The organism is Lactobacillus sp. VURO6/B1 (VP7), from assembly GCF_058139575.1.
Window position 1 is genome coordinate 18,867 of record NZ_JBVOWJ010000008.1, and the last position, 13,232, is coordinate 32,098.

The 13,232-nt window shown below is 33.9% G+C and carries 14 protein-coding genes; 5 read left to right on the top strand and 9 right to left on the bottom strand.

All coding sequences use genetic code 11. The features are described from left to right. The first annotated feature begins 30 nt into the window (after positions 1-30). Positions 31-1,056, top strand: coding sequence for an alpha-L-fucosidase (locus tag ACZ2M0_RS05590; protein WP_490058806.1), 1,026 nt, complete (start codon positions 31-33; stop codon positions 1,054-1,056). A 108-nt stretch (positions 1,057-1,164) separates the two neighbouring features. Here ACZ2M0_RS05590 and ACZ2M0_RS05595 read toward each other — a convergent pair whose 3' ends face one another. The 3 genes from ACZ2M0_RS05595 to ACZ2M0_RS05605 form a co-directional block, all read right to left on the bottom strand. After that, positions 1,165-1,386, bottom strand: a complete 222-nt coding sequence (locus ACZ2M0_RS05595; protein ID WP_490058807.1) for a hypothetical protein — start codon at positions 1,384-1,386, stop codon at positions 1,165-1,167. Positions 1,387-1,482: 96 nt separating this feature from the next. Beyond that, entirely contained in the window at positions 1,483-1,716 is a 234-nt protein-coding gene (locus ACZ2M0_RS05600; RefSeq protein WP_490058808.1) for a type II toxin-antitoxin system prevent-host-death family antitoxin, read from the bottom strand. Positions 1,717-1,903: 187 nt separating this feature from the next. Continuing rightward, positions 1,904-3,031, bottom strand: coding sequence for an AraC family transcriptional regulator (locus tag ACZ2M0_RS05605; RefSeq protein ID WP_490058809.1), 1,128 nt, complete (start codon positions 3,029-3,031; stop codon positions 1,904-1,906). A 138-nt stretch (positions 3,032-3,169) separates the two neighbouring features. Between ACZ2M0_RS05605 and ACZ2M0_RS05610 the strand changes: the two genes are divergently transcribed. From ACZ2M0_RS05610 to ACZ2M0_RS05625, 4 genes are read left to right on the top strand one after another with little or no spacing between them, the layout of a single operon-like run. Then, a complete protein-coding gene (locus tag ACZ2M0_RS05610; RefSeq protein WP_490058864.1) occupies positions 3,170-4,357 on the top strand; it encodes an MFS transporter in 1,188 nt (395 codons plus the stop codon). 18 nt (positions 4,358-4,375) lie between these two features. After that, the gene (locus ACZ2M0_RS05615) at positions 4,376-5,944 is read left to right on the top strand and encodes an alpha-L-rhamnosidase-related protein (RefSeq protein ID WP_490058810.1); all 1,569 of its coding nucleotides are present in this window, start codon (positions 4,376-4,378) and stop codon (positions 5,942-5,944) included. Positions 5,945-5,965: 21 nt separating this feature from the next. Then, positions 5,966-6,880 (top strand): ROK family protein, encoded by a 915-nt coding sequence (locus tag ACZ2M0_RS05620; RefSeq protein ID WP_490058811.1) that lies wholly within the window; start codon positions 5,966-5,968, stop codon positions 6,878-6,880. After that, entirely contained in the window at positions 6,870-8,333 is a 1,464-nt protein-coding gene (locus tag ACZ2M0_RS05625) for a glycoside hydrolase family 1 protein (protein ID WP_490058812.1), read from the top strand. Before ACZ2M0_RS05620 ends, ACZ2M0_RS05625 begins: the two co-directional genes overlap by 11 nt. A 60-nt stretch (positions 8,334-8,393) precedes the next feature. On the opposite strand, the gene ACZ2M0_RS05630 is transcribed toward ACZ2M0_RS05625, so the two are convergent. The 6 genes from ACZ2M0_RS05630 to ACZ2M0_RS05655 all read right to left on the bottom strand — a co-directional run bounded on the left by ACZ2M0_RS05630 (position 8,394) and on the right by ACZ2M0_RS05655 (position 13,228). Continuing rightward, on the bottom strand, positions 8,394-8,624 hold the full coding sequence (locus ACZ2M0_RS05630; RefSeq protein WP_034981697.1) for a cytochrome b5 domain-containing protein: 231 nt from the start codon (positions 8,622-8,624) through the stop codon (positions 8,394-8,396). Between the two features lie 77 nt (positions 8,625-8,701). Beyond that, positions 8,702-9,583, bottom strand: coding sequence for a lysophospholipid acyltransferase family protein (locus tag ACZ2M0_RS05635; RefSeq protein ID WP_490058813.1), 882 nt, complete (start codon positions 9,581-9,583; stop codon positions 8,702-8,704). Continuing rightward, positions 9,580-10,527, bottom strand: a complete 948-nt coding sequence (locus tag ACZ2M0_RS05640; RefSeq protein ID WP_490058814.1) for a glycosyltransferase family 8 protein — start codon at positions 10,525-10,527, stop codon at positions 9,580-9,582. The genes ACZ2M0_RS05635 and ACZ2M0_RS05640 overlap by 4 nt, the downstream gene beginning before the upstream one ends. A gap of 20 nt (positions 10,528-10,547) precedes the next feature. Next, on the bottom strand, positions 10,548-11,387 hold the full coding sequence (locus tag ACZ2M0_RS05645; RefSeq protein ID WP_490058815.1) for a glycosyltransferase: 840 nt from the start codon (positions 11,385-11,387) through the stop codon (positions 10,548-10,550). A gap of 10 nt (positions 11,388-11,397) precedes the next feature. Next, positions 11,398-12,162, bottom strand: a complete 765-nt coding sequence (locus tag ACZ2M0_RS05650) for a lysophospholipid acyltransferase family protein (RefSeq protein ID WP_490058816.1) — start codon at positions 12,160-12,162, stop codon at positions 11,398-11,400. Between the two features lie 229 nt (positions 12,163-12,391). Continuing rightward, entirely contained in the window at positions 12,392-13,228 is an 837-nt protein-coding gene (locus ACZ2M0_RS05655; protein ID WP_198180124.1) for a PTS system mannose/fructose/sorbose family transporter subunit IID, read from the bottom strand. Positions 13,229-13,232: the final 4 nt, after the last annotated feature.

Genomic DNA, 13,232 nt, shown 5'->3' on the forward strand with positions numbered 1-13,232 from the left:
TCTAGGGTATGTTTAGTAATGGAGAAAAATATGACTGCAAACGAGAATATTGAATGGTTTAAAAATGCTAAATACGGCATGATGATTCACTGGGGTTTATATTCACTTCTTGCTGGTGAGTATGAAGGAAAATCTGCAAGCAATTACGCTGAATGGATTCAGTCTAAATTGCAAATACCTGTTGCAAAGTATCGCCAGCTTGCTACCGCTTTTAACCCAATATATTTTGATGCCGACAAAATCGTAGCATTTGCTAAAAAATGTGGTATGAAATATCTGGTAGTTACAACTAAACACCATGATGGCTTTGCAATGTACCATTCACAAGTGGATTCATATAATGTGTATGATGCAACACCATTTCAGCGGGATGTAATCGGTGAACTTGCAGCAGCTTGCCAAAAATTCGACTTAAAGCTGGGTCTTTATTATTCCCAAGACTTAGATTGGCATGAACCAAATGGGGGAGGCTACCTTTCAAATGATATTGAATCCTCTGGCACTACTTGGGACAATAGCTGGGACTTTCCTCAAAAAAATAAGAATTATAATCAATGCTTTACAGACAAAATTCTGTCCCAGATTAAAGAAATAATGAGTAATTATGGGGAGATAGCTGTTGCCTGGTTTGATGTACCGATGACATTAACTGCAAGCCAGAGTCAGGAAATTTATGAGACAGTGAAAAAATTGCAGCCAAATTGCCTAATAAATTCACGTCTTGGTAACGGCAAATATGATTATGTTTCCCTGGGCGATAATGAAATTCCAAGTGAAAAAGAAAAGGTAACTAAAAATAATAATTTTAACTCACTCAATGGCCTTAAACCTTCACCATATGGGTTATATGAGTCAGCCGGTACCACCAATGACTCATGGGGCTTTTCTTACCGCGATCAAAATTGGAAATCTCCTGCAACTATTTATCACAACCGCAAATATTTAAATAGCTTAGGAATAAATTATTTATTAAATATTGGGCTTGATGGTTTAGGAAGGATTCCCTTGCCCGCACAGCAAAGTATTGCAGCTGCAGCGAAATTGGCTGAGAAATAATAAAAATTCAATAATTCATCATTGATTTTTTGGCTTTTACTAAATAGAAATTGGAATATTGTGGTTTAACACTACAAAAGAGGCGCATCGTAAATGGATGCGCCTTAATTAATGAAAGTAATTTTGGATTTTTTTAATGAGGTCTTCTTTGGTACTTAATATAAGTCCGATATAAATTATTTTCTCTTTTTCATCTACACGGTAGAAGATATATTCATATTTATCAATTAGAACATAATAACCATTAAGTAATTCAGAAAACTTAGCTACTTTAATGCCCAGATATAGAAATGACTTTAAATTATCCAGTTTTTCTTCTTCCCTAGCCAAAACTTCTTTTTTACTTTTTCACCAAACTTAGCCAATAAGTAGGTTTTAGGTTTTCAAAATATTCTTTAGAAGGGCTAGATAATTTTAATGAGAACATTAGCTGAATAGTTTTCCTTTAATTTCATCAAAATTATAATGCTTTGACTTTTCAGCTTTTTTCAGCTTAGTTACCAGCTCAAGAGCAGTAGTAAATTCATCATAGTCCCCAATATCTATGAGAGCAAATTTGCCATAGCCGTTTTTGGTAAGAAAAACTGGATTATCTTTTTTAACTTTGTCAAAGACTTTATTGTAATTTCTTAACTCTGAAACAGGTCGAATTTGTAACATGAGCATCACTTCCTTTGACAAATATCGTACATTATTTTTATAAAAATTTACAGCATAAACAATAATGTTGTTTTTTAATTTCTTACTACTTTATGGTAGAAACACTAACTAGTTTTTAGGGTATAGGATTTTGTAATTTGTATAATATTGAAATATAGAACGCTCTTAGATATACTTCGGAGTTTTTTTATGCTTGAAATTTACTACGATATTGTTTAGGGGATAATTGCGTATATTTTTTGAACGTTTTAGAAAAATAGCTTTGACTGGTAAAACCTAATGAATTAGCAATATCAGATAAGTTCTTTTTTGAAAAAATAATCTGATTTTGTGCTTCAGTGATTCTTAATTCGTTTATATATTGAACAATGGTTTTACCAGTTTCTTTTTTAAAAGTCGCACATAAATAATTTTTGGAATAATTTAATTGTAGGGCCAAGTCCGTTAAGTTGGTTCTGGAATTTAAATGATGGTATACAAAATCTTGAATGCTGTATATTAGCTTAAAGTGCGGATAGCCTTGGTTAATTCTAATATGTTTGATAAAAAGTTTTCCTATATCAAGCATTATTTCATAATGATTTCCAATTGTACTTAAAGCCTCTACTTTTTGAATACATAAGTCACTTAAGTCATATGCGGCTTCAGGGCGCATCCCTCCTTGAATTGCAGCTCTGGTAAATAGAGTTATTGATACTATCAATAAGTCTTTCTTTTCCCGTAAATCATTACCTTTAATCATTTTTCCAGGTGATCCGCTCGGAATAAAAGTTTTTAATTGTCTTTCAAATAAAGCAGGATTGCCCAGTTTAATAGCATTCATCATTGACTGCTCTTTTAAATAGTTTCCATGATCAGTATTAATTTCATTTTGCACTATTTTATTGTTTTTATTGCTACTAAGATACGCATGTTTCAAGATGCTTATTGGCTGGTTAATAATAGGCCTCTTCTGATAAATACTGAAATAAAGTATGGTACTATACTCGATCAATAATTCGATATTTACTTCCGTGAAGTTAGAAGTAGGTGTTTTCATGTTGTTTAAGTTGTGAGAACTAGACCAAAGCACAATTATATTGTTTTGGGGATTATCCAGATAAATGACGCTGAAGCTGTCCTGCTCTTGTGTAACATATAAATAAATAGTATTTGTTTGACCTAACGGATTAATGCGATTCAAATATAACATCGGAACAACTGGGGTCAAACTATTTTGAAATTTTTTAATGATATGCTTTTTGCTGTCAAATAAGAGTATTGGCAGTTTAAAAGCAGAACTAAAATGCTTTAATATGTACTTTAAATCATCCATTTTTTGAAAGCGCCTTCTTTAATAATAATATAATACAAAAAATATTAATATTGAGCAAATATTTATGTAAAATTTTGACTATAGTTATTGCAGAATCTAAGTGCACTAGGATTGATCAGAATTAATATTTATTGGAAGGTGAAGATATTGAGTAAAACAAGAAAAATAATGTTGATTATTGCATTATTGTTTTTAAATATTGTTGAACAAGCAGCTAGTGTTATTACTGCTACCATACCAGGTATGGCGAAGACTTTTAGTAATGTTTCTCTAACAAACGTAGAAATGTTAACGACTATTGTCTCAATGTTTGTGACAGTATTTGTACTAGTCAGTGGCGTAATTGTTAAAAAAATAGGTCAGAAGCAAACAGCTCTGTTAGGGATGGTAATAGCAGCTGTGAGCTCAATTGTTCCTGCTTTTTCTAATTCATACATGGTAGTTTTAATTTCTCGTGCAGTTTTGGGTATAGGTATTGGTTTAGCTAACCCTTTAGCAATTAGTTTAATCGGGACCTTTTTCAAAGGTGATGAACGAGCAAAATTAATGGGCTGGCGTTCAGCCATTGCCGGTGTCGGTACCTCACTTATGACTTATTTTGCTGGACAATTGTTAAAAATTAGTTGGCATGCTTCGTATTTAGTTTATTTATTATTTATTCCAGCCGTTATTCTGTTTGTCATTTTCGTACCTGTTCCTGAAAAGGAAGGTTACATAGATGAAAAAAGTAATACTGAAACAGATGGTAAGAAATCAGGTCAAAGTCAAACAGGGAAAGGACTACTTATTACTTTAATGTTCCTCATGTTTATGGCAATGGTTTGCTTTATGATTCTTTCAGTCAAATTACCAACTTTTCTAGTTCAAAACAAAATTGGTACTGCTCCTCAAGCAGCAACAGCTTGGAGTATCCATAATTTAGCCGGATTATTAGGTGGAATGTGTTTTGGTTATTTATACAAACATTTAAGGCAATATTTATTACCAGCCGGTTTAGCATTAGTAGGACTGGGTTTCATAATGATTGGTTTTACTAAGGTAATGGGTGTAATTTATTTGTTAAATATTTTAACTGGTTTTGCTGCTTCTAATGTAACTCCGTATATTTTTAACCGTATAAGTGAAGTTGCTTTACCACAAAATGCGCCATTTTATACATCCTTAGCTTTAGTTGGATCTAATTTTGGCTCATTCATTTCGCCATATGCCGGTAGTTTCATTGGTAAAACTGGCAAGTTCGCTATTATTAACGCTGGAATAATATTAGTTATTTTGGCAGTAATTACATTAGTAGCAGCTTTTAGAAAAGTAAGAACTGCAAATTAAGTATAAGGAGGTAATTTCATGCATTTTCAAACAGGTAAAAAAATAGATTTTGACAGAAATAACAAGTTTTTGGAAAAAGCTAAAGATGCACAAAAACCTTTGTTAACAGAAACAGTGGTGCCGCAAAAACTGGTAACCGTTACTAAGGGCAAGGGAATAGACGATATAACTATTAAAGCTTCAAATCAAAAGTTGAAGAATCTTAGTCATATTAAATTGGGTAAAGGCGATTCTATTATTCTAGATTTAGGCAATCATCATGTGGGCTATTTCAGTATTGAAATTTCTTCTGTGGGTTCGCCAATGGATGCACCTTTATTTTTACACTTGGTTTTTGCTGAACAACCAGTTGAGTTTGTAAAAATAACAGAGCCATATGATGGTGCACTCAGTAGGTCTTGGCTTCAAGAAGACTACGTTCATGTTGACCAACTCCCTACAGTTTTAAAATTAAATAGAAGATATTCATGCAGGTACATCAAACTAGAAGTAATCGATACTTCGCCTAAATGGAAAGTTGTATTCCATAATCCCACTTTTGAAGCTAAGAGTGCAGTTTCGTTGGCTAATGTAGCAACTTTTAAAACAGATGATGATCAATTAAATAAAATTATTGCAGTAAGTGCAAAAACTTTGCAGGACTGTATGCAAGATGTTTTTGAAGATGGCCCAAAAAGAGATCGAAGACTATGGCTAGGTGATTTGCGCCTGCAGGCATTAGCAAATTACGCTTCCTTTAATGATCAGAACTTAGTAAAGCGGTGTTTATATTTATTTGGAGCTTTGCCGACCACTAGTGGCAGAATTACCAGTAATTTATTTACAGGTTCAGAACCTATTCCTGATGATACTTTCTTATATGATTATGGTTTATTTTTCATTTCAACTTTGTATGATTATTATCAACAATACCATGACAAAGAAACTGTAAAAGATTTGTTTCTTCCAGCTAAACGCGAATTGGCACAAGCACTGCTTTATTTAAATGAGCAAAATTTAGTTGAGCTAAAATCAGATTGGCCAATATATGTTGATTCTGGCAATAACTTTGATAAATCAACTTGTGCAACTGCTATTTTAATTTATGCACTTAAGCAGTTCATTTCTTTGGGCCAGGTTGTTAATGAAGATATGACAGATTATACTAATAAACTACAAGATATCGTAGAAGCTGCTCTTAATAATTTATATGATAAAAAAACTGGCTTTTTTGTTAGTGGAAAAAACAAAGAAATTAACGTAGCAAGCCAAGTTTGGATGGTGTTAGCCCACATTTTAACAGATGAAGAAAACCAGCAACTTATGGCTGCAAGTATGAAAAAGTTTTATCCGTTTAAAGATATTACTACACCATATATGTATCATCATATTGCCGCAGCGCTTTTTGAATCGGGTAATAATGAGCTGGCTATAAAATTAATTAAAAAATATTGGGGTAGCATGCTTGACTTAGGTGCTGATACTTTTTGGGAAGCCTTTAAGCCAGATGATCTAGACTTTTCACCATATAATAATTTAGCAATAAATAGTTATTGTCATGCGTGGAGTTGCACACCAATTTACTTGTTAAAGAAGTATTATAAGTAAGATAAAAGATGGGAAAGAAATATGTGTAAATATCTTAGTATAGATATAGGCGGCACGAATATTAAATTTGGCTTATTTGATAAGTCAGGAAACTTAATAACAAAAGATTATACTAGTACACCTAATAATATTTCTGATTTTGTCAAAACGATTGATAAGATCGTAAAAAAATATTTGGTTAATATAAAAGGAATTGCCGTCAGTGTCCCAGGTAAAGTTGATTCTAAAACTGGAATTGTATATCACGGGGGCTCGCTACACTATCTTGATCAATTTAATTTTAAACACATATTAGGAAATAAATATCATGTTCCAGTTGAAGTAGAAAACGATGGTAGAGCTGCAACTTTAGCTGAAATATGGCGCGGTAGTATGCATAATATTGCTAATGGTGCAGTAATTATTCTAGGCACTGGCGTAGGTGGCGGAATAATAGTAAATGGTAAAATTTTGCGTGGCTTTCATGATCAGGCTGGAGAAATTAGTTTTATCACTTTAGGAAGAACTATTGACCAAAATAATATTGTCGGTAAGTTATGTTCTGCTTTAAATATGATTGAAAAATGTGCAAAACATAAAAATTTATCCAATATTGATGATGGTAAAAAAGTTTTTGAGGTTATCAATAACGAGGATCCAGCGATTTGGACAATATTTAAAGACTATTGTGCTGCAATTGCGACTACCATCTTAAATATACATAGTGTGATTGATATTCAAAGAGTAGCAATTGGTGGCGGTATTAGTAATCAGCCAGTTTTGCTTAGGCAAATAAAAGTGGAATTATTCACTGCTGTTGAAAAATCTCCTAAAATCGCTAAAAACATCGAACTGCCGGAAATAGTAACTACTACTTTTTTGAGCGATGCTAACTTATATGGAGGATTATATAATTTTTTGAATCAACAAACGGAGTATAAAGATAATGAATTATAACAACTTTCCTGAAAATTTTCTTTGGGGCGGTGCTACTGCAGCATCTCAGATTGAAGGTGCATATTTAGAGGATGGCAGAAAGCCTTCAACGGTTGATGCAATGCCTGGAGGAAAAGATAGATTAAAAATAGTTAATCGTAACGATTTTAACTGGCAAATAGATGAAAAGAAGTATCAATATCCCAATCATTTTGGTATTGACCATTATCACAGATATCAAGAAGACATTCGTCTATTTAAAGAAATGGGCTTTAGATGTTACCGTTTTTCTATTTCATGGAGTCGCGTTTTTCCTAATGGTGATGAAGAAAAACCTAATAAAGCAGGGTTGCAGTTCTATGATAATTTAATAGATGAATGTTTAAAATATCAGATTGAGCCGGTTATTACACTTTCTCATTATGAGGTTCCTTTAAACTTAATTAAGAAGCTAAATAGCTGGGCAAACAAAAAGATGATTGACTATTTTGTCAAGTTTGCACAGGTGATTTTGTCCAGGTACGCAAATAAGGTAAAGTATTTTATTACATTTAATGAAATTAATTCTGCATTGCATTTTCCAGTTCTTTCTCAGGCTTTAATACCTCGTACTGGGTCTAAAAACTTTAAGAATGTTTTTCAAGCATGGCATAATCAATTTGTAGCAAGTGCCAGAATAGTTAAGTTTGCACACCAATTGGCTCCAGAAATTAAAATGGGCTGCATGATTCTTTCTACCGCTAATTATTCTTATGACTGCAATCCAGAAAATCAGCTGGCAACTTTACACAGAGAGCAAGACTTTAATTTCTTTTGTTCAGATGTTCAGGTAAGAGGGTATTATCCTAGTTATACGCACAGGTTTTTACAGGATTATGGTTTGACAGAGAAAAGTATTGACTGGACAAAAGCTGAATTTAAAGAAATTGCTGAGGGAACTGTTGATTTTATTTCTTTAAGCTACTACCAGTCTAATACTATTGATAAGATTAACAAGCGAGAAATTGTGCCAGGAAATCTAACTCAAAGTGTTAAAAACCCGTTTTTAACTGTTACTCAATGGGGCTGGCAAATAGATCCAATAGGCTTGCGCGTAATTTTAGACAAATTATATGACCGGTACCAAAAACCGCTCTTTATCGTTGAAAATGGTGTCGGAGCTAAAGATAAAGTAACTGCCCAAAATAAAATTTATGACGATTACAGAATCGATTATCTCAAAAAGCATATTGAAGCAATTAGTGGTGCTATTTATGACGGTGCTCAAGTAATTGGTTATACCCCTTGGGGCTGTATTGATCTAGTGAGCTCATCAACAGGAGAAATGAGTAAACGATATGGACTTATTTATGTTGATCTGCATGATGATGGCAGTGGTTCATGCAAAAGATTAAAAAAGAAATCATTTTATTGGTATAAGAGGGTGATACAAAGTAATGGCAATAATTTATCAGAAAAAGACTTAAATTATTAATCATAATAAAACAGGCATATCGTCACATTGATATGCCTGTTTTATTATTTTATTATCTAATTAATCTTCGTAGGTACCGACTTTTTTCAGGTTGCCTAAGACACTTTCACCATGAGGTGATTGTCCTATTGCAACAGTCAGGTCACGACCAGCTAAATTGCCATGGTGTTCGCCATCAGTCCAGTGTGGATTGCCAGTGACATCATAAACAACACCTTTAATAGCAACATAAGCTGGATTACCATTTTTACCATCATATTTTGCTAAAGATTCTTTTGTAAACTTCTCCATTGGAAAATATCCCCTTTCCAAATACACTTACTTATTGTCACCTATATTATAGCTCAAAGAATCAACAAGTCTAACTTTTACTTTGATTTTTTTTGATAGTTAAAACGCCACCCAGCAATATCCCAGGGGGTAAAAGCTGGATCCAACATACGCTGGTAAGCCTTTTCATAGGCTGCTACTTTTTGCTGGTAATCGCGTTTCATCATCTGCTTAGAATTTTCATTGGCGTTCAGTTTAACATCAGGGAAAATAGGCGGCAAAACGTGAACTACATATTTAGTTTGGTAAAAATCAGGGTGGTCTTTTTCTAATTTGTCAGTTGTTTGAATTTCAATAAAAGTTGAAATAACCGGCACATTTTGCTTGGCAGCAAAGTAATAGGCGCCTCGTTTTAATTCGCGGGGCTTGCGGTAATTCCACCACATTTCCTGTTCAGGATAAATTAAAACCCAGCTATTTTTCTCTAACGCATCATGCAGGTGACGTGGAAATTCATTACCGACATAGCTAGGGGTTTCTATTAAAGGAATTGTGCCCACATAGTTCATTAGGTAGCACAATATTCCGGGTAGTTTTAAGTTGGTGTCCTCAATAGCAATAGTTAGGGAATGGTGGGTTTTGTTTGCTAAATGCTTAATGGGTAAAGAGTCAATTTGGTTAAAATGATTAGCAGTAATAATCGCTCCGCCTTGTGGCAAATTAGCCAAATTTTCCAGTCCGGTAAATGTAGTGGAAGATGTAAGAACGTGCATCAAAGAATTGAAAATTAAATGACCAATTCGATTATTAAATTTTCCCTTAATAGTTTTTTGCTCTCGCCAAAAAGCATTAACAAGTTCTTTGCTTTCATTTATAGAAAGAACAGGATCACCAACTTCAACTTTAGCATCCCATTTGCCCTTATTAACTGCTTCTTTAATATTTTGAATTACTTGTTCACGATTGTCGCCTATAATCATAAACTGACAGGTCCTTGTTTTTTCACATTAGCCCAGTTGTGTGGGTCATTAATAGTTTTATCTTCTTTAGCCAGCATATGATCTAATTTATGCCGGTCTTCAGCGCGTTGCTTATCAGTGTATGTATTTAGTTCAGTCAACAGATCATTATAAAACTTAGTTTCCTTTGCGCTCTTCCAGAAATATTCTTCATATTGAACGTTTTTAAAATGCCAGGGTTTAAAGAAAAGATTGTAATGAATCAAGCTGGGATTAGTTAAAGGCTCTGTATTATCATTTGGCATGGCATCCCATTTAGGATCTAAATGTAAAATTCTTTTATCGCCAATTTCGTTTAAATAATCTTGATCTGGAGCAATACAGTCAAAATGATATTTACTGAGTAAACGCATGAAATGATCAATAAAATTCTCATCGCGAAAAGCTTTACAGTTTAAAACCAGCATGCCGGAATTAATGTATTTTTTAGGATCAAGAACTAATACTTCTTTAATATAGGCAACCATTTTTGTTACAAATTGAATGGAGGAATCAGTACAAGCTGCAAAGAGATTATTGCCAAGTTCTGTATCATACAATTTACCAATATCATCATTTACGATTGTGTCACTGTCGATATAAATTGCCTTATCATATTGGGGAAACAGATCAGGAATAAATAAGCGGTAAAAAATGGACATTGTAAAGAAATCAGCTCGTAAATAGTTTTCCGTACGGTTTTGAATTGGTGCAACTATTTCATCGTTAATCTTAAAGAATTTAACGTGAACATTAGCAGAGCCTATTTCTAATAGATCTTGTTTGTGCTGCGGTGATAAGTCCTGACTTAAAAAATAGATAGTATAATCTTTATCATCAGCAGCATTTTTTACTAAAGAGTTCAGTGAAACTGCTGCGTATTTTGTAAAATCATCACTAATTGCATAAAAAACTGGAATTGTCATATATTTATTTTCTCCAAACATTATTTTTGTACTAAATTACCTTTCACATTGAGATAGTAATTCAGAATGTCATCATATTCGTGCAATTTTAGTACTGTATGTACCCGCTTAACATCCCAGGGCTTAACTGTCAAGGTATGAAACACGGGCCAAAAGCGGAAACTGGTAGTAAAATGCTGAATTACGGTGTCCGACTGTAATTTATACTGTTCATTATAACGACGCGGAGCAATTTTCTTATTTCTGGCATAACGGTTAATTGCAGTTTGATCAGGCATTAACACGGTTCTAGTCTGCAGAAGGTGCCTAATTCTAGCGAATAATTTTGTTTTTCTAATTTCTGGCAGGTTAAGTAACAAAACGCCGGAATTAATGTAATCAAAAACTTTATGCTCATGCAGATTGTGAAAAAAGAACCGTCCCCAGTAATCAAGAACGCCAGCGAATTCGTAATTAGTTAGATCTTGTTGGTAAAAGCTAACGAGGCTTCGCCTGACTATTACATCAGCGTCAAGGTATAGTATTTTATTTGGCAGCTGTGGTATTTCGTCAGCGAAGAGCCTGAGCATAGCGTAAGGAGTAAAATGGGTACTCATGTTAGCAATTAGCGGCTCTCTGACAAATAGCCCCGTGCAGTCCATTAATTTTAACGTATTATGCGGATTTTGCTTCAACAAAAGGCCTTTTAAATAGTCTGCTGCATGTTTGCTGAAAGGCTTAAATTTCTTGTGATAGCTTTGAGTGTACATTGTTAGAATGTAGATATGGAGTTCCTTTGCGCCACTATTTTTTATTAATGAAAGCGTAGCGATAAGAATGCCATCTTCTGCGTTATGATCACCACAAAAAAGAATATTCATTGAGAACTCCTTAATTTATTTTTTGATACATGCAATATTCGAAATCACTTGTTAAGGCTCGTTTTTGCATTGTCTGATAAACTTGCTGATGTAGTTTTTCTTGCGCCTGTTTTTTAGTGAGACATTTATCTGGGTAGAAGGGCCCATCTATGTAGACCGTTATTTGCGGTTTCTTACCCCACTTGGGCCTAGAGTAAGTTGTAGTCATAGTAAAGCTGGCAGAGTCAAGTGCAACAGGGAAATGCATGCTGTTCACTGGAAAAGGCCTGATTTTAGTGTAATAAGGCCAAACATGTGATTCAGGATAAATGACGACTACTTTTTTGGCTTTAATAACAGTAGTGATTGCTTTAATCAATTTTGCGGATTGTTCTATGTTTTCACCAACAGGAAGTCCAAAATATGGTAAAACCAGTTTTCCTAAAATAGGAATGCCCCAATTTGATTGTGCGGCAATAGCATAATAGTTTTTTGCAGGAACAATGCTGAGCGGCAGAACCACATCGCCAAAAGTTTGAGTATGATTACCATAGATAAAATACCCCTGATCGTTTGTAGCTTGCAACTTTTCCTTACCAATTATTCGTACTCTCAGGATTAAATTAATATAGACCATACTAATTAGATATCCTAAAGGGCGTACAAACTTGGACCAGATTTTCCCACTTAATGACTTCGGAAAAATAGCATAACTATTTGGTAAATGATAATCTTGGTTCAGGCTAACCACTAAATCATCTGTTAAATGATGATAGAAGAATTTTCGCTTGCCCATCGAACCCTTCTTTCAATAAAGTCAATAAGTAATTTTATCATGAATTGCTTAAGATTAAAAAGGTTGCTAAAAAGCTTGTCAAAATAGTATAAACCACTATTTAATCTATCAAAATATATAGAAATAAAAAATTATTTTTCGTAATTTTAAGTAATTATATATAAAAAGAGCACACTAATCAAAGTGTACTCTATTATCTGCCAAAAAGCAGTGTAAAAATGAACTTTTATTAAAATAACCCAATCAAACAGCCGATAGTTACAATTACAACCATAATGATAATTACTTTAGTAGCTGTCATTTGTTTACTGGAAACAAGCCACCAGCCTAAAATAACCATAGCTAGTGGTAAGAGTCCAGGAAAGATACCGTCTAGAACTGTTTGTAAAGGTTGCGATTTGCCTCCTAAAGGAATTTTAGCTACAGTTTTAAGAACAATTGTATTTGCTGCCAAAGCTCCCACAACCATTACGCCTAAGATGTTAAATGCATCAGTAATTCTCTTGGAATTTTCTCCTACAATAGTGTCGATTGCGCCAACACCTAATTTATAACCGCTGTGAAAGGCAATGTAGGAAATTGTAGGTCCAATTATGCCATAAGCAATAATGTAAAATAATGGTCCGACGGGACTGCCGCCTTTAGCTAAGCTCATTGCAATTGATAACAAAATAGGAACAATAATGCCTTGAATGATTGAATCCCCAATGCCAGCTAAAGGACCCATTAAAGTAGCTTTAATGTTAACGGGCATTTCTTCTGAAACATCGTTGCCCAAAGCAATTTGCTCTTCAAGCGAAGCAACAATCCCATTAATAATTTGACCTGTTTGCGGTTCGGTATTGTAAAACATGGAATGACGTTCAAGCAGGCGTCTTTTTTTCTCGGGATCATTTTTATAATATTTGCGTGCAAAAGGTAAGTAAGAATATGCCCAGGCATGTCCCTGCAACTTTTCATAACTCATTGAACTGAGGTGTGTAAAACCCCACCGGTACCAAATTTGATTAAGTTCATGCTTTGATAGCAGCTTTTGTGGTTCAGTATTATTTTCCTTTGTAGCCATCTTT

Coding starts and splice junctions, on each gene's coding strand:
- ACZ2M0_RS05590 (WP_490058806.1), top strand. CDS start 31: ATGACTGCAAACGAGAATATTGAATGGTTTAAAAATGCTAAATACGGC.
- ACZ2M0_RS05600 (WP_490058808.1), bottom strand. CDS start 1,716: ATGTTACAAATTCGACCTGTTTCAGAGTTAAGAAATTACAATAAAGTC.
- ACZ2M0_RS05605 (WP_490058809.1), bottom strand. CDS start 3,031: ATGGATGATTTAAAGTACATATTAAAGCATTTTAGTTCTGCTTTTAAA.
- ACZ2M0_RS05615 (WP_490058810.1), top strand. CDS start 4,376: ATGCATTTTCAAACAGGTAAAAAAATAGATTTTGACAGAAATAACAAG.
- ACZ2M0_RS05620 (WP_490058811.1), top strand. CDS start 5,966: ATGTGTAAATATCTTAGTATAGATATAGGCGGCACGAATATTAAATTT.
- ACZ2M0_RS05625 (WP_490058812.1), top strand. CDS start 6,870: ATGAATTATAACAACTTTCCTGAAAATTTTCTTTGGGGCGGTGCTACT.
- ACZ2M0_RS05630 (WP_034981697.1), bottom strand. CDS start 8,624: ATGGAGAAGTTTACAAAAGAATCTTTAGCAAAATATGATGGTAAAAAT.
- ACZ2M0_RS05635 (WP_490058813.1), bottom strand. CDS start 9,583: ATGATTATAGGCGACAATCGTGAACAAGTAATTCAAAATATTAAAGAA.
- ACZ2M0_RS05640 (WP_490058814.1), bottom strand. CDS start 10,527: ATGACAATTCCAGTTTTTTATGCAATTAGTGATGATTTTACAAAATAC.
- ACZ2M0_RS05645 (WP_490058815.1), bottom strand. CDS start 11,387: ATGAATATTCTTTTTTGTGGTGATCATAACGCAGAAGATGGCATTCTT.
- ACZ2M0_RS05650 (WP_490058816.1), bottom strand. CDS start 12,162: ATGGGCAAGCGAAAATTCTTCTATCATCATTTAACAGATGATTTAGTG.
- ACZ2M0_RS05655 (WP_198180124.1), bottom strand. CDS start 13,228: ATGGCTACAAAGGAAAATAATACTGAACCACAAAAGCTGCTATCAAAG.